The following is a 22,144-nucleotide window of genomic DNA, read 5'->3' as shown; positions in this document are numbered from 1 at the left end:
CATTCTTTTTATCTCATCAAAAGCTAAATCTTTTTTTGCTATAATTTTTTATATTACGATGATAATAACATAAAAAGCAGGAAAAAATGAAATCCTTGGCTGTTGCATTTACTGGACCTTCGGATAGTGGAAAAACAACCCTCATCCTTAAAGTGGCGAACATTCTCAAAAAAGAATACGCACTTGCTATTATTAAAAACGACCCGAGCGATAAAGCCCTCTTCGATGTTGAAGGCAAAGATAGCTGGAAATTTTCGCAAACAGGTGCTGAAGTGGTGGTTACTTCGCCTACACGAACAACGCTTTTTTCAAAACAGCACAAAAGTTTGGATGAGATTATTGCTATGTTAGGCGATTTTGATTTTTTACTGGTTGAAGGGCTTAAAAATCTTCCTCTTCCTCGCATTGCAATTTTTCGCAACAAACTGGATGTTGACTATTTTGACTGTTCTGATGCCATTGCGATTGATGAAAGTATCAACGTCAATGAATATACCATTCCTTCACACATTACGATTTTAGATCTTAATAACCCTGAGCACGTCGTTGCTTGGATCCAAAAAAATGCCAAGAAAGTGAAATAATATGACTGAAATATATGATGCTATAAAACGCTCTGCAAAGCGTATTAAAGAGGCAATCGAGTTTGATGATACTGGCTATTCTGAGAACATCAATTCTACAGGCGATACACAGCTTAAACTTGACATCAAAAGCGATCTCATCATCGAAGAAGAATTTGCAAAAGTAGCTTCTATCAAAGAGATCGTCAGTGAAGAAAAAGAAGGCAAAACACCCCTCCATGCCAATGGAATTTATGGTGTAGGCTACGATCCATTAGATGGCTCAAGCCTTATTGATGTTAACTTAAGCGTTGGATCAATCTTTGGTATTTACGAAGGTGGATACGATGGTAAACATCTTAAAGCTGCTGTGTATGTTGTTTATGGACCACGCGTTGAGCTTGTTATTGCCGAAGACGATGTCAAAATGTACCGAATGAATAAAAATGGTGAATTTGTCTTCATCAAAGAGATCAAGCTTAAAGAAAAAGGCAAGCTTAATGCTCCAGGCTCAACCCAGATGTGTTGGGAACCTAAACACAAAGCACTCATTGACGCTATTTTTGCCGATGGCTATCGTTTACGCTATTCTGGAGGAATGGTTCCAGACTTGCATCAAATCCTTCTTAAAGGTGGCGGACTCTTCTCTTATCCTTCAACCAGCGATGTCCCTAAAGGTAAGCTTCGTATGATTTTTGAGGTTTTCCCTTTTGCATTTGTGTACGAAAAAGCAGGTGGAGAAGCAATTGATGGTAAACGAAGAGTGCTTGATCTCACTCCTTCGCACCCACACGACACAACCCCGTGTTTCTTTGGATCACGTGCAGAAATAGACCGTGTTCGGAAGTGTTATGAGTAGTGAAGTAACCGATATTTACGAGCAAGATTTACAAGAGAAAAAAGTCATCTTGCAAGCGTGCCAAAATGCTAAGAACGTTGCAACATGCAGCGATTGTGAAAAAATGTTTGAGTGTGAAACCCGCAAAACCTATGTCAAAGCCGTTTACGAGAGTATGGCTAAAGGACAAGGTGGCGGATTTGAGTTTTAATCCTTGTCACGTCTTTAAAGCAAAGCTCTAAAGACTGCGTTAACACTGGGTTCTCTTTAGCAGAGAGCCCGCGCACCCTTGGTGCTCCAAATTTTGCAAAATATTTTTTGTAAAATGCTAATCAACTTTTAACAGGAAGAACGATGTCTCAAAAAGCCTATATTACAACCCCTATCTACTATGTTAACGATGTTCCTCATATCGGACATGCCTACACGACCATTATCGCTGATACTATGGCTCGTTACTATCGTCTTAAAGGCTATGAGACCTACTTTTTAACAGGAACCGATGAACACGGTCAAAAAATCGAAGAAGCGGCAAAAATGCGCGGGAAAACACCACAAGCCTATGCCGATGAGATCAGTGGAAAATTCCGTGCTCTTTGGGATGAATTTGACATCAGCTACGATAAATTTATTCGTACTACCGATGCTGCGCATAAAACGGGTGTGCAAAAAGCCTTTCAAGTCATGTTTGACAAAGGTGACATTTACAAAGGCGAATACGAAGGTCACTACTGTGTGAGCTGTGAGACATTCTTTACCGACACGCAACTGGTCGATGAAGACAAATGCCCTGATTGTGGCAAGCTGACTCGTTTGGTTAAAGAAGAGAGCTATTTCTTTAAACTCTCAAAATACCAAGAAGACCTCATCAAATGGTACAACAACGATGAGAAATGCGTACTTCCAAAAGGCAAAAAAAATGAAGTCATCAGCTTTGTGAAACAAGGACTTCGCGATCTTTCCATCACCCGTACCAGCTTTGACTGGGGTGTCAAACTCCCAGCAAGCATGAACGATGATAAGCACGTTATGTACGTCTGGCTCGATGCCCTTTTGAACTACACAACAGCTCTAGGATACGGCACAGATGAGAAAAATATGGACTTCTGGCCAGCAACCATGCATCTTGTGGGTAAAGACATCCTTCGCTTCCATGCGATTTACTGGCCAGCGTTTTTGATGAGCCTAGGACTCTCCCTTCCAAAACACGTTGCGGCACACGGTTGGTGGACACGTAATGGTGAGAAGATGAGTAAAAGTAAGGGTAATGTTGTCAACCCTAAAGAGGTTGCAGACGCTTATGGTTTGGAGAATTTTAGATACTTTATGCTTCGCGAAGTGCCTTTTGGTCAAGACGGTGACTTTAGCCAAAAAGCGCTTATGGATCGTATCAACTCTGACCTTGGGAATGAGCTTGGAAACTTACTGAACCGCATCATCGGAATGAGTGGAAAGTACAGCAATGGCGTCATTAACTCCAAAGATGTCAACGTATACCATGAAAATGAGCTCTCAGCAGTCGATGAGATCTTGAAAAATGTGGAAAATACCCTACAAGAACTTCAAACAAACCGTTACCTTGAAGACCTTTGGAAAGCGCTTAGCATCGCCAATCAAGCTATTACCGTCCATGAACCTTGGGTTAAAATCAAAGAGGGCAAAACGGAGCAAGCACTCGCACTTGTAGCGCTTGTCTCAAATATCTTAGCACGTGTCAGTATACTTCTGCATCCTGTTATGCCAAAAACTACGGCAACCATTGCCAAAGCAATGGGCTTTGAGATTAACACTGCACATTATGACAAAATTGTTGTCCGTAAAGACTTTTTAGAAGAATTTACCATTGAAAAAGTGCCACCACTTTTCCCACGTATTGAAGAAGAACTTATGGCACAACCCACTCCTGCTGTTGTAGAGCCAACCCCTGTTAAAAGTAGTAAAAAAGAGTCGCATAAAGCTGAGTCCATTATTACGATTGACCAGTTTTTTGAGACAGCTCTTAAAATTGGAACCATTCTTGAAGCCAGTATTTTAGAGGGAAGCGATCGTCTCTTAAAACTCAAAGTCGATCTAGGTGAAGCTGAGCCTCGGCAAATTGTTGCGGGCATTCGTGAGTATTACACACCAGAAGAGCTTATCAACACGCAAGTGTGCGTTGTAGCAAACCTCAAACCTGCAACCATCAAAGGACTTTTGAGTCAAGGTATGTTGCTTGCGGCTAAAGATAAAGAAGGACTCTGCCTTGTTCGTCCAGAACGTCCACGCCAATGCGGTGCTTCTATTGGATGAAGATAGACAACTTCGTACGCATCATTGATGGGAAGCTAAGAACAACGCCACCCATCGATGCGTTTGCTACCATTTGCCTTGATGTATCACGCGTTTCACATGGCGATCTCTTTATCGATACAACGGCTTCACGCGATTTTATCCACCAAGCCCTAGAAAAAGGCGCTTATGCCATTGTGACAACGCTTTCTTTTGCCAACGAAGATGATGAGTGCGCGTGGATTGAGGTTTCTTCCATAGAACAGATACTCATCAAACTCTTGCGCTATACGATCACCCAAAAATCACTTGACATCACCCTACTCTCACCTGTGCAAGAAGCGCTTTTAGAGATGATTCAAACGCCTAAAAACATCAAACGTCTGCGTGGTGATCTCTATGCTTTTGCACGAACTTTATTGGGCGCAAAAGAGGAAGAGCGCTTTTGCCTTAGTGATACTATCCTAGCAGCACAAATTGCCCCAGCTGCAAATACAGTTCCCCTATCGTTACAGGTAAAGCCAGTCATTATCGCCAAAGGGCTTTTTATCAGCTCTTTTTGCCATCATGAACGTTACTTTGCTGAGCAAAAAATCCCATCACTCTTTGTTGAAGAATTACTCTGCTTGCTTGAATTTTGTGATGCCAAGGGCATTATGTACAGTTTAGAACATCTTGGGTTTTGCGAGCATTTCTACCCACAATTTATCACCCATGCTTTGTGCAAAAAAGAGTTTGGAAGCAGTGATAAAGCGCTTATCTTTGAACCACTCGCCTCACTTTTGCCTGCAATGCTTACCTCCATGCAAGCTTGTATCGAAAGGGCACATATCTTGCTCTGTCTGCCAAGAAGTTTTCAGCACACCATCCCATATGATGGCGAAATACTTCGCTTTGATCGCATAGAAGAGCTTGCCGTCTTAAGTCAAAAGTCATTTCAATATGCCCTTATTTTAGGCGATAAAGAAGCCTTTGAACCTCTGTTTATCAAAACATTTACCACACAGCTAAGCCTGTTTTAAAAGGAGCTTTTCATGCTACAGATTGAAAACGAATCCAATATACCTCTACATGTAACCATCTTGGAGCAAATATGTACAGAACATACACCCAAAGAGGTTGAACTGGTTATCATCGATGGTACAAGTATGCATGAACTCAACCTTGAACATCGGGGAATGGACAAAACAACCGATGTCTTAAGCTTCCCTGTCGAAAATTTTCCTCATGCCCCCTTAGGCTCTATCGTCATTAACTACGAACTGGCGGAACAAAAAGCGAAAGAACTTGGGCATACACACGAAGAAGAGATAACGCTGTTGTTTATTCATGGTATGCTTCATTTGCTTGGTTTTGACCATGAGGTAGATAATGGGCAAATGAGAGAAGAAGAAAAAGCATGGATAAAGCAGTATAATTTACCATCGAGTTTAATAGTTCGCACGGAGGAGTAACCTATGATTACGATTGGTATTGTGATTTTCCCCCAAGTGGAAGAGCTAGATTTTGTTGGTCCTTTTGAGGTTCTAAGTTATATCAACAAAGTGCAATCCAATAGTACGAAAGTTCTTTTAATTGCCCCCTCACTTGATCCTGTTCAGGCTTTCAATGGGCTTCGTATTCTTCCCGATGTTACATTACACGATTGCCCTCATTTAGATATTTTGCTTTTCCCTGGAGGAAAAGGTCGAACACAGTGGATGAAAGAGCCCTCTATACAAAATTTCATTCACAAACAGCACGAAAACGTAACCTACCTCGCGTCTGTCTGCACAGGAGCCTTTTTCCTTGCGGAAGCTGGAGTCTTGATGGGTAAAGAGGCAACCACGTATCACAGTGCTTTTGATGAGCTTTCTCGCTATGGTGTTAATGTTGTTTCATCAAAAGTAGTTCAAGATGGGAAGATTATTACCGCAGGAGGTGTTAGCTCAGGAATAGAACTAGGATTTTACCTCTTACGAGAGCTTTTTGGAGTGAAAATAGCGCAAGAAGTTGCTCAAAAAATCGAATACACCATCGACATCACAGGACTGTAAGTCATTCTTTACTTCTAACTATTTTCCTTTTGGCGCATCAACTGTAATATAACCCATTTGATAGAGCTTGTCAAATACTTTAGAAGCAATAGGTCCACCCTCTGAGCCACCATGTCCGCCATGTTCAACCAAAACAGTTACGACATATTGAGGATTCTCAAACGGTCCATATGTCGTGAGCCATGCGTGAGAGCGTTGATAATAGTCCATATCTTCTTCTCTCATACGCTTTTTATCCGTTTGTGCGATACCCACAACTTGGGCTGTTCCTGTTTTAGCTGCTATTTTAAAAGGGGCTGTGACATTAATATGTCTCAGAGCCGTACCACCTTGAACATTGGCAACCTCATACATACCATCACGCGTCACTTTTAAAAAACGTTTTTCATTTTCACTGACAATATTAGGATCTACCGGAAAATCAACCAGTGAATCGTTAATTTTTCGTACAAAATGGGGTGTTACGCCATTGCCAGTGGCTAGAAAAGCAGTATATTTTGCAACCTGTACTGGTGTTACAAGAAAGTAACCTTGACCGATTGAGCTAATCAATGTTTCACCTTGAGACCATCCTTTTCCAAAACGTGCTTTTTTCCACTCACGACTGGGGACGGTGCCTGTAAATTCACGAGGAAGATCAATGCCTGTTTTAGCTGCAAAACCTATTTTGGAGAGAAAGGGAGCAATGTTATCAATGCCCGTTTTAAGGCTTGCTTTGTAAAAATAGTCATCACAGCTTTCTTTAATGGCACGCACATAAGAGATCATCCCGTGTCCTTCTTTTTTCCAGTCACGAAAAACCCTTCCCCCAAGTTCCATTGTACCGGTCGATTCAAAGGTAGTGTTTGGGCTAATAATACCAGAGTTCATCATTGCCATTCCAACACCCATTTTCACAACAGAACCTGGAGGGTAGAGACCATTAACCAATTTATTGGTAAAAGGGTGATTAAGATCATTGGCTAACAATGCCCACTCTTCACGTAAAATTCCACTGACAAATTTATTAAGATCATATTCGGGAAAGCTTGCCGCAGCCAATATCTCGCCATTTTTAGCATTCATAACAACCACAGCACCGCTATCATCGCCAAAGAGCGTTGCAATGTAACGTTGCAATTCCAAATCGAGACTGAGGACAAGATCATTACTCACCGGAAGTGTTTTACTGACCTGCTCAATTTCTTGATTAAACGCAGTCACTTTGGTTTTTTTCTCGCCTTTCATACCTTGGAGAATAGTATTGTAGTACTTTTCTATACCTGTTTTTCCTGAGAAACCTACCAGCTTTGCGGTTGCATCTTCCGAAACATCTTGGGTATTGGATTTTCCAACATAGCCTATAACATGGGAGGCCAATGAACCATAAGGATAGTGCCGTTTTGAGGTAATTTTAATTCTGAGATTGTCATGCTGTGCAATTTTTGCAAACTGGGGAATAAGTTTATCATAGGGAATAAATCCGATAACTTCTACATAGTCATGGTTATATGCCGAATCTGCTTTGAGATACTCTTTGGTTAAATCTTTAACGCTAAACTCAGGCAAAACTTCACCTAAAAATGCGATTTCAGCATCCAAAATAGCACGATTGGCTTTGAAACTCAATCTTGGTTTAATACCAATAGAAAAACCTAGGCGGTTGACAGAAAGAGGATTAAGATTTCGATCCAAGATAACACCACGTAAAGGAGCTAATTCTTCTACTTTGACCGCATTTTGTTTGGCAATTTCTTCATAATAGGCATTGGATTTAATGCTTACATAATAAACCCTGACCAAGAGGGCGATCCACACCGAAATGAAGATACCAAGAACAATCTTAATTCTCATCGTGTCACCTTAAACAACATAAAAGAGACAAGCGAATCAATGGCAATATAATAAAAATAATAATTTGAGAAATAAGGGAAAGACTCATTATCCAAATAGGCAAAAAAAGCATTTAGCAAAAAATGCCCAAGATAGGCAATTGTGACATACACTGCAAGAATACAGTTATTGCATGTGATGACATTTTGAATTTTATAAATTGCAAATTTATAAAAAATTGCAAACACAAGGATGTAAGAGAAAAAGTAAAACCCTTTGGTAAGATCATACAGACACAGATATAAGAAACTTAAAAATAGAGATAGGGCATTTTCTTCACGGCGATTAAAATGAATCAGAAGATAGCAAAATATAACGCCTGCAAAGGAAGGGATAAGCGGATAGAGTGAAGACATAACAAGCCCACAAAAGAGCCATCCACTGATCCAAAAAAAATTTAGATAGTTTTGATCAGTGCTATTTCGTCGCATATTGGAAAATGTTTACATTTAATACAATCTGCCCAAATTTTATGTGCAGGCAGTGCTTCTTTGGGTATTTCACTAAAACCAACAGACTCGAAAAATGCTTTTTGATAGGTTAATGTAAAGACTTTTTTAACACCTAAATTTTCTCCCTCAAGAAGAAGACTCTGAATAATCCCTTTACCAATTCCATGTCCACGAAAACCATCTTTAACGACCAAACTTCGAATCTCTGCCAAATCATCCGCATGAAAATGCAAAGCTCCAAATCCAATAATCTGCTCATTTTCTTTTGCAAGAATGTAAGAGCGAATATTGGTTGCCATCTCATCTGAGCTTCTAAAAAGAATAATACCTTTCTCTACTTCTGGCTTGACAACATCTTGCATATGAACAATATCACTCAACTTTGCTTTGGTGTAGGTAATCATGCTTGATCTCCAAAAAGTGTATCAAAAATAGCGCTCAAAGCTTTATCAATTCCTTTTTTACTACTGCTTGAAACCAAAATAGCATTAGGATAATTTTTCTTGATAACACTAATCTCACTCTGTTTTAATTTATCAAGCTTTGTAAAAATACGCAAAATTGTCTGATCTGGTCTTACAATCTCAGATAAATAATTATGCACTGCTTCATCAATCTCTAAAAAAGGATGGCGTGAATCCACAAGATGGACAAACACACGAATAGAAACACGTTTTTTAATGTAATCTGTTAGGTTTTTTTGCCACTCTTCTTTTAGACTATGAGATACTCTTGCATACCCAAAACCAGGGAGGTCCACGAGTTGTGTATGGTATGTTTTTTCATCTTTCTCGATCACAACTTGAAAGAAGTTAATCAACCGTGTTTTACCCGGAGTTGAAGAGCTTTTAGCAAGCCCTTTTTTATTGGTCAGTGCATTAATGATAGAGCTTTTGCCCACATTACTACGTCCAATAAAAGCGACTTCACTCATTCCCTCAGGTGTTGTCTCTTCCATCTTGGAAGCAGACTTCACAAAAAAGGCGTTTTTAACTCTTATCACTGTTTTTTATCCTCAATTTTAAAGATAAATTTCACAGGGCCTGCGCCTTTGCCATCGACATCGTATTGACCGCTGATTTGATCAACACGAATAAAATCACCATAAACTTTTTTATCGGTTTCAATCTCGTGCAAAAATGCTTTTTTTTCAAAGGTATAAAGGCTTTTATTAGGCTCATAAATCATCTTCTCAGCTTCGCCATAATACTTCTTTTGATTCATCGTAATATTGCCTTTAGCCTCGCCAGTCGCAATATAACGAAGAGGTTGCTTTTTATCATCAAATTCGATTACGATTTTTTTAGCGGTGAGTTTATCTCCCTCTTTGATGACAACAACATGCCCTTCAAAAATGCTGATTTTTTTGCTCTCATCGGCAAAGAATTTATCGGCAGTCACTTCTACTTCCGCAGCTACAAGCATACATGAAGCACATAAACAGAGTGCTATAATTTTTCTCATCTATTTTTCTTCTTTCTTTCTGGTTCTTGTATAAATGAATGTATATTAATGGCGCTTATTGTGCCTTCTTTCATCTGATAAACAAATGAAAGCCCATGGCTACGGCTTTGCTGTTGTGCAAAAATAAAGGGTTTTTCACTGCTTAAAATCTCTTTTTGCATATCATAAAAAATATCTTCTCCGTCTAAAGAGACGCCATCATTTCTATAATAGTGTGAATTGGTTTTAAAATGCATAATCTTATTTTGCAACATACCTTCATCAGAAGTCAATTTTCCAATTAACCCTTCTTTGGTTTTATGATCAGCATTAATGACATACAATTTATCAAAATCATTATAGCGTTCTACACGCTCTGCATGAACAACACTCTCAATACTATTTTCTTTGATCTGATAATTTTGGGCATTAAACAGTTCAATGGCAGGGATTAAATTGCCATTACTATCAACTATGTTAATCGTATAGGGTTCTTTAATCATTAAAAAAACCATCATACCAAAAAAGAGAAGCGTTGCATAAGAAAGAAGTTTTACAGCCAAAGGTTTACAAATGCCTCACTCAAATTTTCTTTTTCGACTACAATATCGATCATCTCTCTAACCGCTGCTTTTCCACCCTCTTTTGTCAGTACAACATCAACCTCTTTTGCAACCATAGACATTGCATCAGCAGGAGCAAAAGAGAGTCCAACTGCTCGTAAAAGCGTTAAATCATTGAGATCATCCCCAATAGCAGCAACTTGGTTAAAATTCAATCCCTCTTTCTCTAATATCTCTTGAAGAACTGCTTTTTTATTTTTAACATCTTGATATAAATAATTAATGCCGAGCTCTTTGGCACGTTTATCCACCACACGAGAACTTCGACCTGTAATAATAGCTGTTTTTTTGCCTAATTTCATCCATGAAACGATACCAAAACCATCTTTGACATGAAAAGTTTTAAACTCTTCTGCATCACTGTTGCCATACATAATGCCACCATCCGTTAGACAGCCGTCGACATCAAATACCAATAATTCAATCATTACAATACACCCTTTGTACTGGGGATTCCCATACGCTCATTTTTGACCAAACTTCGACGCAATGCCACAGCAAATGCTTTAAAAGCAGCCTCTAAAAGATGGTGTTTGTTTTTACCACGGCGTGATACAATATGAGCGCTAATGCCCGCATTACTCATAACAGCTCTAAAAAACTCTTCAGCAAGTTCTACATCGAACTCCCCTACTTTACCTTCCATCTCAATCTCATACACCAAGTAAGGGCGGTTGCTAAGATCTAAAGCACACTCAACAGCAGCTTCATCCATGACGACAACTGCATTGCCATAGCGCTCAACGCCAGAAATGGGGTACAAAGAAGCACGAAGCGCTTGACCCAAAACAATGCCAACATCTTCAACACTGTGGTGAAAATCAATGTGTGTATCACCTTTACAGGTAAGCGTTAAATCAATGAGTGAGTGCTTTGCAAATGCTTCGAGCATATGGTCAAAAAAACCAATCCCCGTTTCAATTTTTGCTTGACCTGTACCATTGATGTCTAATGCAACACTGATTTGTGTCTCTTTCGTATTTCTTTGTAATGTCTGCATACTATTCCCTTACAATAAATGAGCCTTTAAAAGACCCTTTTGCAATAAAGTCAGAGGCTTCAGCTTCACTGCCAAATCCTTTGAGCCATACACGGTATATCGGCTCATTTTCAAAAGAGCCTTCTTTAATAATTGCATTGTAGCGATTATTGACATTCATATTGCTTTGAGCAAACCTTGTGGCACCCTCTTTGTTTCTAAACGCGCCAATTTGAATGAGATAATCTGTCTCTACGACACTCTGTTTAGGTGCGCCTGCAGGGGCGACAACACCTGCAAAACCAATAACTTCGATCCCGACAGGTCCTGTTCCATTTGCAACAAGATCGATACGGGTTGCTGCAGTATACGAAAGATCAATCATACGTGTACCTACAAAAGGTCCACGGTCATTAACACGAACAACAATGCTCTTATTGTTTTTAAGATTGGTGACTTTCAGCATCGTGTTCATAGGAAGTGTCTTATGTGCAGCAGTCATGTCATACATATTATAAACTTCACCATTTGAAGTTTTTTTACCATGAAAATCTTTACCATACCAACTGGAAATTCCACTAAAATAATCCCCCACACTCACCATCGTTGGAGTATACGATTTACCGTCAATGGTATAAGGTCGCATCGTAGCCCTGTGCATCGCAGCAGAATCATTAATACTACCACTGCCTTCAGGTGGCGCCATTGTTGGAGTCGGTCTTGGACCACGATAAGCATGACTATCGTTTTTTGAAGCACATCCGTAAAAGGAGAAAAGCATCATAACACAAAGGCTTAATCCACTAATTTTTTGGAATGACAATACTCTCTCCCACTTTCACAAGTGCATTCTTTTTCTTATTTGCTTTAATCAATTGTGCGACAGGAATGTCATATTTTTTAGACACTGTTTCGATGGTATCCCCTGCTTTAATAACATACATTTTTTCAACGCCAACAGTTGCGACAGGTGCGGAGACAGGAACATTGACACCAAAAGGAACAACAATATCCATTTTAGGTTTAAGTGCTGCACTTTTAAGATTATTAAGATCCATCAAAGATTGTGAACTCATGCCGTATTTTTTAGCGACACTTTGAAGAGAATCACCTTTTTGAGTGCTGTAAATAGCATATTTTTGAGGTTGTTTGGTTTGATCAAAATTCTGACTAAAGGCAACTTGACGGTCTTGAGGGATGTAAATATAGCTCTTATCCCCTATGGGTGAAGTAAAAGCATGTTTAAGATGCGGATTATATGATTTTAGCTCATTTTGGGAAATACCAATACTCTCAGCCACATCTCTCAGATGCGTACCATTTTGAACAGAAACTTTTACAAAAGTAGCATTATTGGCACGATTGAGCAAATACTCAGAGCCATTGTCAAGCATAATATCAGTACTACCAGAGACAAAACTCATCATCAAAATTTTACGAATATAAAGTCTGCTCTCTTTTGGAAGGAATTTTTGATTTTCATCTAATAAAACATTGATGTCATCTGTTCCAGCTTTTGCGATAGCTTTGGTAACAGCACCTTCTCCACAATTATATGCAAGTGCTGCTAAATACCACTTACCAAACATGTCATGTAATCGCATAAGATAAGCAATCGCAGCTTCTGTTGATTTGACAGGATCACGTCGTTCGTCAACATATGCATTCTCAACTAAACCATAGCGGCGCGCGGTTTCAGGAATAAACTGCCAAATGCCAGAAGCACGTGCAGGAGAAGATGAATACGGATCAAAACTGGATTCAGTCATGGCTAGGTATAAGAACTCTGTGGGAACGCCTGCTTCTTGCATCTTTTTTTGCAAAATAGGCACAAAACGATCGCCACTTTCTAACGTACGCAAAAAGTGTTTGGTCTTATAAACTTCAACATCTTCTTTCATTGAAATAAAGATGGAATCTTTCAAAAAAGTGTTTGGAAGATCGAAATTTTTAAGGGCGGTAAGTTGTTTGTCGTAGTTATTATCGGTGTTTAAAAACGCATGGAGACTCTGAAACAGAAGAAAAAGGGTTAAAAAAACCTTATACATGCCTCTCCTTTATCTCTTAATTTACTTTAGATTGTAGCCAACTTTATCTTTTCTAAAGCTTTAAAGAGTGTAAAAGCATTTTTTGAGGTCAAATTGTGAAGTTCAGTGACACTCATATTTAAAAGTTCAGCCATCTTTTCTGCAACTAAAAGTGTGTACACTGGCTCATTACGTTCACCTCTGTATGGCATAGGCGTAAGGTAGGGCGCATCGGTTTCAATGAGTAATTTATCACGAGGAATGCGAGGTAAAATTTCTACCAAATGCTTCGCATTTTTGAAAGTTAATACGCCACCAATACCGAAGTAAAAGCCACTCTGCGCCAAATCTAAAAGATGTTCTGACGCATTATAACAATGTAAAACACCTCCAACTTCATCTGCTCCTCCTTGAACTAAAAGACGTTTACTGTCTTCATTAGCATCACGAATATGAACGATTAAAGGCTTTTTAAACTCTCTAGCAAGCGCAATTTGTTTGGAAAAAATATCGTGTTGAGTCTTTTTCTCAACCGCTTTCTCTGCTGCATCTTCAGGCAATCTAAAATAATCCAAACCACATTCACCGACTGCAATACATTTTTCGTCTTGTAAAAAAACTCTTAGAATTTTTTCGTCATACTGTGTGTGATGATACGGATGAATTCCTGCTGCAAAATAGATGTGTTCATAACGATGAGAGAGCTCTTGAGCATACCCTAAATCATCAATATCAGCCCCTGGTATAATAATTCCCTGCACGCCTTGCTTATATGCTTTTTCTATGACAGCATCTACATCCTCACGAAAACGAGCATCATCTAAGTGGCAGTGGGTATCAATGATCATTTAAGCGACTTCCACTCTATTTTTGCCATTTTTCTTTGCAATATGGAGAGCTCTATCGGCTTGATTAATCATCTCTTCCACACTTTCTAAATCGCCAAATGTAACGCCAATAGAGATAGAAATCGTAAGATCTTTTTTATCTTTGGTTTTTACATGCAAGCTAGAAATGGTACTTTTGAGCTTTATAAAAAATTCTAGTGCCTTTTTTTGATCAATATTTTTAAGAACAACACAAAATTCATCGCCGCCTAAACGTGCAATAAAATGATCATGGGTCAAGTGCTTTTTAAGTGTCTTAGCCAGATCAACAATCACAGAATCACCTACGTGATGCCCTAATGTGTCATTGATTTCTTTGAAACTATCTACATCAATTAAGCCTAAAGCAAACGATTCGTTCTTTTTCTTGGCCACTTTAAAATACTCTTGCATCGCATCAAAGAAATAACGCCTATTTGCAAGTCCGCTTAAAAAATCATTTTGTGCCATATCTTCAATTTTGGCTATGTATTCTAATGCATCAAGTGAATTATTGATACGGCAAGCAATCTCTTCTCGCGTAAATGGCTTATTGATAAAATCATTCGCACCAATTTTGAGAAACTTAGCGGAAATAAGATCCGTGTTGGTTCCTGTCATAGCAATAATGGAAATCTCATTTTTACTGTAAAGCTTACGTACCTCTTTGGTGAGTTCAACACCGTCAATCACGGGCATTTGATAATCGGTTAAAATGAGTTTAATATCAGGATTGTCTTGCAAAAAGACCAAGGCTTCTTCGCCATGAGCCGCAACGATAACTTTGAACATTTGGTGTTGTAAAAGAGATTTTATTTGTGCACGTGTTGCAATCGAGTCATCCACTACCATAACTTTAATATCACGGTTCTTATGAAGTCGCTCGATAAGCGTAAAAATGTAATTAACATCATCAATATTGCCTTTATAGACATAATCAATAACATCTTTTTTCAAAATCTTTTCACGGACATCTTTATCCATGGAACCGGTAAGAATAATTGAGGGAATTTTGTGCGATAAAATCATATCGACCACTTCACCATCAGGGGCATCAGGAAGATTGAGATCCAAAAGAGCAACAAAGTAATCGCTGCTTTTTTCAACAAGATTTTGCGCCTCTTCAAAACTATATGCTGTTTCTATATCAAAATCAAGATTGGATTCCATTTTTTTGACAATTAATTTTGACAGTGCTTTATTATCTTCTACAATTAAAATCTTTTCTCGCGCCATAAGTTATCCTAACTATTACATGTAAGTTGATTTTAATTGTAACATAAAAATTTTGGGAGTTTTCTAAAGAGGAGGCGGTGGAGGATCAAACCACCGCCTAAGAAATATTTTACACTACTACATCAATTAAGGAATCATCCATGTTAAGATGTATGCTTGTGCCATTGTCATTAAACCCATTATGGCGACAAGAATCAAACTGTGTTTAACCGTAAATCTAAAGAGATCAGACTCTTTTCCAACAATACCTGCTGATGCACATGCAATTGAGATAGATTGTGGAGAAATCATCTTACCACATACACCACCTGTTGTATTAGCAGTAACCATCAAGGTTTCATTGAGCCCCAGCTGTTGCGCTGTATTTTGTTGCAATCCGCAGAAAAGTGCATTGGATGATGTATCTGAGCCTGTCAAGAATACGCCCAACCAACCTAAAATTGGAGAGAAGAATGGGAACAAGAACCCAGTGTTTGCAAGCACAAGTGCCATGGTTGTTGACATACCTGAGTAGTTCATGACAAAAGCAAAGCCTAAAACCATACCGATCGATAAAATTGCCCATTTAAGTTCAAAAAGTGTTTCACCCATCGTTTTAACTGCAGTAGAAACATTGACGCGCAACACAAACATAGAGATAATCGCAGCAAAGAAGATCGCAGTTCCCGTTGCTGAAATAGGGTTAAATGTATAGATAACTTTAAAGTTTGTAGGCTGAGCCACGATCGGTGCCATTTTATAAATAGTATTACTAATACTTGTAAACTCAAAGTTAAAAATTGTTCCCGCCATAATGGCACCTTTAGCAAAATACGCTTTAAAGGCATTGGTAGTCCAAATAGTAACCATGATGGAGAGAATAATAAACGGTGACCAGGCTTTAAGCACTTCGCCGCCCGTATGCGCTTTTTGTGTTTCTCGCTCAAGTTCAGCAGAAACATGCCCTTTCATGACATTTTTTGGTTTCCAGAATTTCAAGAAAACAGTTAAAGAGATAATAGAAAGGATTGCAGAAGTTACGTCTGGTAACTCTGGTCCTATGAAGTTAGATGTTGCATATTGAGACAATGCAAAACTGCCACCTGCCACAAGTGCTGCTGGCCATACTTCTTTCACACCTCTCCAACCGTCCATCATAGCTACAATCCAAAGAGGAATAAGAATAGAAAGAAACGGAAGTTGTCGTCCAGCCATTGCGCCTACCAAGAAAGGATCAATACCTGTAATTTTACCAGCGACTAAGATAGGTATGCCCAAAGCACCAAAAGCGACTGGAGCGGTGTTTGCGATCAAACAAAGTCCTGCTGCATAGAGTGGTTGAAAACCAAGTCCAACAAGAATTGCTGCTGTAATCGCAACAGGTGCACCAAAGCCCGCAGCACCCTCTAAAAACGCACCAAAAGCAAAACCAATGAGGATTACTTGAATACGTTGATCGTCTGTAATGGTAAGAATGGAGTTACGAATAATTCCAAATTGCCCACTTTTAACCGTTAGCTTGTAGAGGAAAACCGATGCTACGATAATCCAAGCTATAGGCCAAAGACCGTACAAAAAGCCATACCCTGCTGAAGCAAATGCCATATTTGTAGGCATACCAAACGCTACTACAGCGACTATTATGGAAAGCGCCAATGTAATCGTTGCCGCAAAATGACCTTTCATTCTGAACACTGCAAGTGCCAAGAAGAAAAAAATAATTGGAATAAGCGCAACCAATGCCGATAATCCTAAACTACCACCAATAGGCGCATAAACTTGTTGCCAAGTTTGCATACAAACCTCCTCATAAATGTAAACTCTACACGCAGAGTAAAGCAAAGGTATGATATTCGTATGATTTTTACAACAAGCAGAAATGAAGTTTAAAAAAAATGTTACAAATTTGCACTCTCCAAAAGGGATTTCGCGAAAACAATCGCCTCTTCGCTCACATTTTCGCCACTGACCATTCGTGCTAATTCGACAATGCGCTCCTCTTCTCCAAGAGGCAAAACACGACTGACATGTAAAGCATCTTTGATAACCAAGAAGTGCTGATCAGCACGGGAAGAGAGCTGTGGTTGATGCGAAATGGCAAAGATTTGGTACTTGGATGAGAGCGTTTTGAGCACATTTGCAACACTCATAGACTCTTTTCCACTGAGGTTTGCATCGATCTCATCTAAAATCAAAACACCTCCGCTAGAGAGTAAAAACTCATTATGGGTTGCAAGAAAAGCTAAGCGTACACGGTTGTATTCACCTGAACTGATCTTTTTAAGATCGACTTTGCCCAAGTTTACATGTAAAACATCAAACCCTAATTCACATAATGTACCTTCATCTAAACGTAAATGCAATGTTGGCATATACAATTGTGAAAGATAATCATTGAGACGTGCTTCTAAAAGTAATAAATATTTTTGACGTGTTTGACTGATTTTATGGCTTTCAGTAGCAACATTGCTTTGATATTTCGCAACCTCTTTTTCCAACTGAGCTTTCTCAAAAGCAATGTTTTCATAGCGTGATAACTCTTCTTGACGCTGCAGTTTATGTTCTATTGCTTCTTCAATCGAGCCATAACGCTTTTTAAGTTGCGCAATTTTTTCAATACGGTCTAACAATGATTCAACATCGATCTCTTCGAGTGCTTCTAAAGTTTCATTTTGTTTTTCAAAGATAAGGCGTAACTCATTCATGCAAGCATCAAAAAAGCTACTATCAACTTCAATAAGATTCAAAACTTCGGTTACACTTCCTTCCAGTTCAAACACCGCACCTGCTTTTTGCATCGCAGCTTCAATCTTCTCTTTTTTGGAGAGTGATTTTTTAAAACTTACAAGCTCTTCATCTTCACCAATTTTAGGAGAAACCTCATCAATTTTAGCAATTTCAAAACGTGCGAACTCTTTAAGATCTTCTATTTTTTTCTCTTCTGCTTCGATGCGTTCGAGCTCTTCTTTAAGTTTTTTATATTCACCAAAAAGTGTTTCAAATTTACTCACATCTTCAGTATGCGTAGACTCTTGACGCGCGCAAACACCATCAAGTAAGCCCAAAAGACGGCTATTTTCAAATTCACTGTTATCTTTCACGGAAAGGTAATTGACAAAGGTACGAGAGAGTTCCACCATCCCCTTTTTTGAGATAGCTTGTGAATTGATGAAATAACGTGCATTTTTAGCTTTGAGAAATTTAAAGATATTAGGATCTTCTTCTTCAAAACCAAAAGCATCGAGACCCAAATTTTTGCCAACAACCGCCTCAATCACATCGGCATGAACATCGCCATAACCAAATAATGAGAGAAGTCCTTGCATCAAAACGGATTTACCAGCACCACTGGGACCACTAAAAACAACGAGCCCTTTTTTAAACTCTATATCACACTCTGCAAATGAGAGATGGTTTTTCATTAACAATCGCTCTATCACACGTTCCCCCAATGCAATTTCTTTTTCAAAATTTCAAAATAGTCTCTATCTAAACTATGAATAAGCGCAGCACCTTTTGCGGCAATGCGAACACTCACGAGGTCAATGTCATGCATACTGTACGTATCTTGACCATCCACAATAATCATTGTATCGCCATCACTTTCAAATGAAACTTCAAAATCAACGGGTAATACCAACGGACGCTGTGTTAATGAGTGTGGACAAATAGGTGTTAAAATAAGTGCCTCTGTTAAAGGAAACACTACAGGACCACCTGCAGAAAGGTTGTATGCAGTTGATCCTGTAGGTGTTGAGACAATGAGTCCATCGCCGTAATAAGCATTAAAATGCTGCCCATCAACATAAGCTTTAATGTTGCTCATATGCGATATTTTAGACCGAGACAAAACAATGTCGTTAAAAGCAACAACTTTCTCAATTTTATCATTTCTATGTAAAGAGACTTCAAGCATCATACGTGTATCAATACGGTAATTTCCCACAAAAAGATCTTCAATAAAATGGCTGATCTCATCGGTTTGAATATCCGTTAAAAAGCCCAGTTGCCCTGCATGAATTCCCAAAACGGGTTTGTGGAACATAAAGCTTCTACGACAGAGTGAAATGAGTGTACCATCTCCACCCAGAGAGATAAGAAAATCACTTTGCGCACACATCTGTTCAAAGCTGACGCCTGCATAGCCTAAACATTGGGCACTTTTTTCTTCAATAAGGAGTTTCACACCATGTTTGCGAAGTGCCATTTCAATCTCTTGCACATAGCTTACAAGTGTGTTATCGTTGGGTTTGCTCACAAGTCCAACGGTAGTAATAGTCGTTAATTTTTGAGTATGATTGGTTATTTTCATGATAACTCATTCTAGCGTGTCTTTTATTAATCAGTGTTTATGCTATAATTCGCCGATACGACAGACCTCTCAAAGAGGTTAAATACGAGGAGTAATACGATGAAACATCTCATTTTCGTAGCTATGGCATTGCTAATATTTAGCGGTTGTACCTACAAAAACGAAGCACTAAGTTTAGAATCTTACAAAGCAGAGTACCAAGGACCTCTCTCCCGCGATAAGAAAATTGTCTATTTAAGACCCGTCAAAGATCTACGCGTGAAGAAAAATATTATTGGCTATGTTGATCAAAAAAGCAGTAATACAATCAATTTCTTTAGCAACGAAAACTTTGCTGAGAAATACAATGAAGGCTTAGGCTATGCCCTTAACCTTGCAGGTTTTAACACCAATGCATCTACCAACGAAGCCAATTTAGTTGTAGAAGTCTCGATTAAAGATATTGAGCTTATTTACAATGACAAAAACTTTGATGCAAACCTCAAAGGTGAAATTGAAATTGAAGTCGTTGTACGCAAAGGGGATGAAGTCATAACCCAAAACTTTAGACAAAAAGGAAGCAAATGGATTGCCCCTTCATACAGTTCTAAAGATTTAGAACCATTTTTGTACACTCTGTTTACGGACAGCATCGATCAAATCGTTACACGTTTAACACGCATGTAATCTACAGAGGAGAGATGCTCTCTCCTCTCATCCAAACATAATGCGTATCCTTCTTCATGTACACTCTCAATCAAACAAAACTGTATCAATACGTAACTACCAACAGATCATCAACAAACTTTTCTCAAATAAACTAAAGAAAAGCTACATTTAGCTATACTGATACCTTTTAAAAAACGACATTCAAGGGTTCATTAAAGTACCCTTCAGTATAGGAATAAACATTGAGAAGTCATTATTGTACCGATTTAGATGTCGCCAACATTGGCGAAGTTGTAGAAGTGTGTGGCTGGGCAAATAGCAACAGAGATCATGGTGGTGTTATTTTTATTGATCTTCGTGACAAAACAGGTCTTATTCAACTGGTTTGCGATCCTGCAGACAGTGTCTCAGCACACGATATTGCTGCTCAAGTAAGAGATGAGTTTGTTCTCAAAGCAAAAGGTCGCGTACGAGCACGTGGTGAGGGGTTGGAAAATCCACGCCTTCAAACAGGTAAAATCGAGATCGTTGTTGACGAACTTATCGTTGAAAATGCAAGTGAAACCGTTCCATTTGTTATCGGCGATAACAATGTTGGGGAAGATGTACGCCTTAAGTATCGCTATTTAGATCTTCGCAATCATAAATCATACGAAATTTTCAAACTCAGAAGTAAAGCAACCATAGCTGTTCGTAACTCATTGGATGCACAAGGCTTTTTGGAAGTTGAAACACCTATTTTAACCAAATCTACGCCAGAGGGTGCGCGTGATTATCTCGTTCCAAGTCGCGTTCACAATGGTGAATTTTATGCGCTTCCACAATCTCCGCAGCTTTTCAAACAACTTTTGATGTGTGCAGGATTTGATCGTTATTTCCAAGTAGCTAAATGTTTCCGTGATGAAGATTTGAGAGCTGATCGTCAACCTGAATTTACACAAATCGACATCGAGATGAGCTTCTGCAACCAAGAAGACGTTATGAAAGTCACCGAAAATCTTTTAAAAGATGTCTTCAAAGCATGCGGTCATGAAATTACAATTCCTTTCAACCGTATTCGTTTCAAAGATGCAATGGAAAAATACGGCTCAGACAAACCTGATCTTCGTTATGACCTTTCTATGATTGATGTTATTGATATTTTTGCTAAATGTAAAAATGAAATTTTTAGCAATATTGCTAAAGATACAAAGAAAAACCGTATTAAAGCACTTAAAGTACCAAACGGTGACAACATCTTTTCTAAACGTCAAATGCAAGGCTTTGAAGAGTATGTTCGCAAATTTGGAGCATCAGGACTGGGATATTTTCAGATGAAAGAAGAAGGACTTAAAGGTCCTTTAGCAAAATTCTTTGATGAAGAAGATTTACAAGCCATCGTTGACGCAGCAAACCTACAAGTAGGCGATGCGATCTTCTTTGGTGCTGGTGAGAAAAAACTTGTACTTGATTATATGGGACGTTTCCGTATCTTCTTAGCTGAAGCAATGAATATTATCCCTAAAGATCGATTTGAATTTGTGTGGGTTGTTGACTTTGAAATGTTTGAGGTTGAAGATGGCAGAGTCAAAGCACTTCACCATCCATTTACTATGCCAAAAGACATTGACAACACACCTATCGATGAGATGGAATCTATCGCATACGATGTCGTTCTTAACGGTGTTGAGCTTGGTGGTGGTAGTATCAGAATTCATAAAAAAGAGATTCAACAAAAAGTATTTAACCTTCTTGGCATTAGCGATGAAGAAGCACATGAGAAATTTGAATTCTTACTTGATGCGCTTAAATTCGGCGCTCCTCCACACGGTGGTTTGGCAATTGGACTTGATCGTTTGATGATGCTTATCACGAAAAGTGATAGCATTCGTGACGTTATTGCCTTCCCTAAAACCCAAAAAGCACAATGTCTTCTTACCCGCGCTCCAAGTGCAGTAGAAAACGACCAATTGCGTGACCTTGGAATTAGACTTAGAGAAAAAACCAAATAAAAGGAATGTTG

General features: G+C 38.8%; 24 protein-coding genes. 9 read left to right on the top strand and 15 right to left on the bottom strand.

What is annotated here, in order from left to right; translation table 11 throughout:
• The first annotated feature begins 86 nt into the window (after positions 1-86).
• The 7 genes from mobB (at position 87) to V7Q04_RS03680 (ending at position 5,705) form a co-directional block, all read left to right on the top strand.
• Positions 87-584 (top strand): molybdopterin-guanine dinucleotide biosynthesis protein B, encoded by a 498-nt coding sequence (gene mobB, locus V7Q04_RS03710; RefSeq protein ID WP_333803557.1) that lies wholly within the window; start codon positions 87-89, stop codon positions 582-584.
• 1 nt (position 585) lies between these two features.
• Positions 586-1,422 (top strand): class 1 fructose-bisphosphatase, encoded by an 837-nt coding sequence (locus V7Q04_RS03705; protein WP_333803556.1) that lies wholly within the window; start codon positions 586-588, stop codon positions 1,420-1,422.
• A complete protein-coding gene (locus tag V7Q04_RS03700; protein WP_333803555.1) occupies positions 1,415-1,612 on the top strand; it encodes a hypothetical protein in 198 nt (65 codons plus the stop codon). The genes V7Q04_RS03705 and V7Q04_RS03700 overlap by 8 nt, the downstream gene beginning before the upstream one ends.
• A gap of 143 nt (positions 1,613-1,755) precedes the next feature.
• Positions 1,756-3,690 carry a methionine--tRNA ligase gene (metG, locus tag V7Q04_RS03695; RefSeq protein WP_333803554.1) on the top strand — a complete coding sequence of 645 codons (1,935 nt, stop codon included), beginning with the start codon at positions 1,756-1,758 and terminating at the stop codon, positions 3,688-3,690.
• Entirely contained in the window at positions 3,687-4,691 is a 1,005-nt protein-coding gene (locus V7Q04_RS03690) for a hypothetical protein (RefSeq protein WP_333803553.1), read from the top strand. Before metG ends, V7Q04_RS03690 begins: the two co-directional genes overlap by 4 nt.
• Positions 4,692-4,703: 12 nt before the next feature.
• Positions 4,704-5,123 (top strand): rRNA maturation RNase YbeY, encoded by a 420-nt coding sequence (gene ybeY, locus V7Q04_RS03685; protein WP_333803552.1) that lies wholly within the window; start codon positions 4,704-4,706, stop codon positions 5,121-5,123.
• A 3-nt stretch (positions 5,124-5,126) separates the two neighbouring features.
• Entirely contained in the window at positions 5,127-5,705 is a 579-nt protein-coding gene (locus V7Q04_RS03680) for a DJ-1/PfpI family protein (RefSeq protein ID WP_333803551.1), read from the top strand.
• An 18-nt stretch (positions 5,706-5,723) separates the two neighbouring features.
• Here V7Q04_RS03680 and mrdA read toward each other — a convergent pair whose 3' ends face one another.
• The 15 genes from mrdA to V7Q04_RS03605 form a co-directional block, all read right to left on the bottom strand.
• Positions 5,724-7,538: a penicillin-binding protein 2 gene (gene mrdA, locus V7Q04_RS03675; protein ID WP_333803550.1), complete on the bottom strand. Its 1,815-nt coding sequence runs from the start codon at positions 7,536-7,538 to the stop codon at positions 5,724-5,726.
• Positions 7,535-7,933 (bottom strand): hypothetical protein, encoded by a 399-nt coding sequence (locus V7Q04_RS03670; protein ID WP_333803549.1) that lies wholly within the window; start codon positions 7,931-7,933, stop codon positions 7,535-7,537. The genes mrdA and V7Q04_RS03670 overlap by 4 nt, the downstream gene beginning before the upstream one ends.
• Positions 7,934-7,974: 41 nt before the next feature.
• On the bottom strand, positions 7,975-8,433 hold the full coding sequence (locus V7Q04_RS03665) for an N-acetyltransferase (RefSeq protein WP_333803548.1): 459 nt from the start codon (positions 8,431-8,433) through the stop codon (positions 7,975-7,977).
• Positions 8,430-9,032, bottom strand: coding sequence for a ribosome biogenesis GTP-binding protein YihA/YsxC (gene yihA / locus V7Q04_RS03660; RefSeq protein ID WP_333803547.1), 603 nt, complete (start codon positions 9,030-9,032; stop codon positions 8,430-8,432). Before yihA ends, V7Q04_RS03665 begins: the two co-directional genes overlap by 4 nt.
• Positions 9,029-9,493 (bottom strand): LptA/OstA family protein, encoded by a 465-nt coding sequence (locus tag V7Q04_RS03655; RefSeq protein WP_333803546.1) that lies wholly within the window; start codon positions 9,491-9,493, stop codon positions 9,029-9,031. Before V7Q04_RS03655 ends, yihA begins: the two co-directional genes overlap by 4 nt.
• Positions 9,490-10,035 (bottom strand): LPS export ABC transporter periplasmic protein LptC, encoded by a 546-nt coding sequence (locus V7Q04_RS03650; protein WP_333803545.1) that lies wholly within the window; start codon positions 10,033-10,035, stop codon positions 9,490-9,492. Before V7Q04_RS03650 ends, V7Q04_RS03655 begins: the two co-directional genes overlap by 4 nt.
• Positions 10,026-10,523, bottom strand: coding sequence for a KdsC family phosphatase (locus V7Q04_RS03645; RefSeq protein WP_333803544.1), 498 nt, complete (start codon positions 10,521-10,523; stop codon positions 10,026-10,028). The genes V7Q04_RS03650 and V7Q04_RS03645 overlap by 10 nt, the downstream gene beginning before the upstream one ends.
• Positions 10,523-11,095: an imidazoleglycerol-phosphate dehydratase HisB gene (gene hisB, locus V7Q04_RS03640; protein ID WP_333803543.1), complete on the bottom strand. Its 573-nt coding sequence runs from the start codon at positions 11,093-11,095 to the stop codon at positions 10,523-10,525. The genes V7Q04_RS03645 and hisB overlap by 1 nt, the downstream gene beginning before the upstream one ends.
• 1 nt (position 11,096) lies before the next feature.
• On the bottom strand, positions 11,097-11,897 hold the full coding sequence (locus V7Q04_RS03635; RefSeq protein ID WP_333803542.1) for a septal ring lytic transglycosylase RlpA family protein: 801 nt from the start codon (positions 11,895-11,897) through the stop codon (positions 11,097-11,099).
• Positions 11,878-13,122: a lytic transglycosylase domain-containing protein gene (locus V7Q04_RS03630; RefSeq protein ID WP_333803541.1), complete on the bottom strand. Its 1,245-nt coding sequence runs from the start codon at positions 13,120-13,122 to the stop codon at positions 11,878-11,880. The genes V7Q04_RS03635 and V7Q04_RS03630 overlap by 20 nt, the downstream gene beginning before the upstream one ends.
• Positions 13,123-13,148: 26 nt before the next feature.
• Entirely contained in the window at positions 13,149-13,949 is an 801-nt protein-coding gene (locus V7Q04_RS03625) for a TatD family hydrolase (protein WP_333803540.1), read from the bottom strand.
• On the bottom strand, positions 13,950-15,203 hold the full coding sequence (locus V7Q04_RS03620) for a GGDEF domain-containing response regulator (RefSeq protein ID WP_333803539.1): 1,254 nt from the start codon (positions 15,201-15,203) through the stop codon (positions 13,950-13,952).
• 126 nt (positions 15,204-15,329) lie between these two features.
• The gene (locus V7Q04_RS03615) at positions 15,330-16,979 is read right to left on the bottom strand and encodes a lactate permease LctP family transporter (protein WP_333803538.1); all 1,650 of its coding nucleotides are present in this window, start codon (positions 16,977-16,979) and stop codon (positions 15,330-15,332) included.
• Positions 16,980-17,080: 101 nt separating this feature from the next.
• A complete protein-coding gene (locus V7Q04_RS03610; protein ID WP_333803537.1) occupies positions 17,081-18,622 on the bottom strand; it encodes an AAA family ATPase in 1,542 nt (513 codons plus the stop codon).
• Positions 18,619-19,494 (bottom strand): NAD(+) kinase, encoded by an 876-nt coding sequence (locus tag V7Q04_RS03605; protein ID WP_333803536.1) that lies wholly within the window; start codon positions 19,492-19,494, stop codon positions 18,619-18,621. The genes V7Q04_RS03610 and V7Q04_RS03605 overlap by 4 nt, the downstream gene beginning before the upstream one ends.
• A gap of 99 nt (positions 19,495-19,593) precedes the next feature.
• Here V7Q04_RS03605 and V7Q04_RS03600 point away from each other — a divergent pair, with 99 nt between their 5' ends.
• Together V7Q04_RS03600 and aspS are read left to right on the top strand one after the other, a co-directional pair.
• Positions 19,594-20,160 (top strand): YajG family lipoprotein, encoded by a 567-nt coding sequence (locus tag V7Q04_RS03600; RefSeq protein WP_333803535.1) that lies wholly within the window; start codon positions 19,594-19,596, stop codon positions 20,158-20,160.
• 224 nt (positions 20,161-20,384) lie between these two features.
• Positions 20,385-22,133, top strand: coding sequence for an aspartate--tRNA ligase (gene aspS / locus V7Q04_RS03595; RefSeq protein WP_333803534.1), 1,749 nt, complete (start codon positions 20,385-20,387; stop codon positions 22,131-22,133).
• The last annotated feature ends 11 nt before the right edge of the window (positions 22,134-22,144 follow it).

The sequence above is a fragment of the Sulfurospirillum sp. genome, from assembly GCF_036802865.1.
In the GTDB taxonomy this organism is placed as follows: Bacteria; Campylobacterota; Campylobacteria; order Campylobacterales; family Sulfurospirillaceae; genus Sulfurospirillum.
This window is presented reverse-complemented; position numbering and strand designations above follow the sequence as displayed.

Coding starts and splice junctions, on each gene's coding strand:
- mobB (WP_333803557.1), top strand. CDS start 87: ATGAAATCCTTGGCTGTTGCATTTACTGGACCTTCGGATAGTGGAAAA.
- V7Q04_RS03705 (WP_333803556.1), top strand. CDS start 586: ATGACTGAAATATATGATGCTATAAAACGCTCTGCAAAGCGTATTAAA.
- V7Q04_RS03700 (WP_333803555.1), top strand. CDS start 1,415: ATGAGTAGTGAAGTAACCGATATTTACGAGCAAGATTTACAAGAGAAA.
- metG (WP_333803554.1), top strand. CDS start 1,756: ATGTCTCAAAAAGCCTATATTACAACCCCTATCTACTATGTTAACGAT.
- V7Q04_RS03690 (WP_333803553.1), top strand. CDS start 3,687: ATGAAGATAGACAACTTCGTACGCATCATTGATGGGAAGCTAAGAACA.
- ybeY (WP_333803552.1), top strand. CDS start 4,704: ATGCTACAGATTGAAAACGAATCCAATATACCTCTACATGTAACCATC.
- V7Q04_RS03680 (WP_333803551.1), top strand. CDS start 5,127: ATGATTACGATTGGTATTGTGATTTTCCCCCAAGTGGAAGAGCTAGAT.
- mrdA (WP_333803550.1), bottom strand. CDS start 7,538: ATGAGAATTAAGATTGTTCTTGGTATCTTCATTTCGGTGTGGATCGCC.
- V7Q04_RS03670 (WP_333803549.1), bottom strand. CDS start 7,933: ATGTCTTCACTCTATCCGCTTATCCCTTCCTTTGCAGGCGTTATATTT.
- V7Q04_RS03665 (WP_333803548.1), bottom strand. CDS start 8,433: ATGATTACCTACACCAAAGCAAAGTTGAGTGATATTGTTCATATGCAA.
- V7Q04_RS03655 (WP_333803546.1), bottom strand. CDS start 9,493: ATGAGAAAAATTATAGCACTCTGTTTATGTGCTTCATGTATGCTTGTA.
- V7Q04_RS03645 (WP_333803544.1), bottom strand. CDS start 10,523: ATGATTGAATTATTGGTATTTGATGTCGACGGCTGTCTAACGGATGGT.
- hisB (WP_333803543.1), bottom strand. CDS start 11,095: ATGCAGACATTACAAAGAAATACGAAAGAGACACAAATCAGTGTTGCA.
- V7Q04_RS03630 (WP_333803541.1), bottom strand. CDS start 13,122: ATGTATAAGGTTTTTTTAACCCTTTTTCTTCTGTTTCAGAGTCTCCAT.
- V7Q04_RS03625 (WP_333803540.1), bottom strand. CDS start 13,949: ATGATCATTGATACCCACTGCCACTTAGATGATGCTCGTTTTCGTGAG.
- V7Q04_RS03620 (WP_333803539.1), bottom strand. CDS start 15,203: ATGGCGCGAGAAAAGATTTTAATTGTAGAAGATAATAAAGCACTGTCA.
- V7Q04_RS03615 (WP_333803538.1), bottom strand. CDS start 16,979: ATGCAAACTTGGCAACAAGTTTATGCGCCTATTGGTGGTAGTTTAGGA.
- V7Q04_RS03605 (WP_333803536.1), bottom strand. CDS start 19,494: ATGAAAATAACCAATCATACTCAAAAATTAACGACTATTACTACCGTT.
- V7Q04_RS03600 (WP_333803535.1), top strand. CDS start 19,594: ATGAAACATCTCATTTTCGTAGCTATGGCATTGCTAATATTTAGCGGT.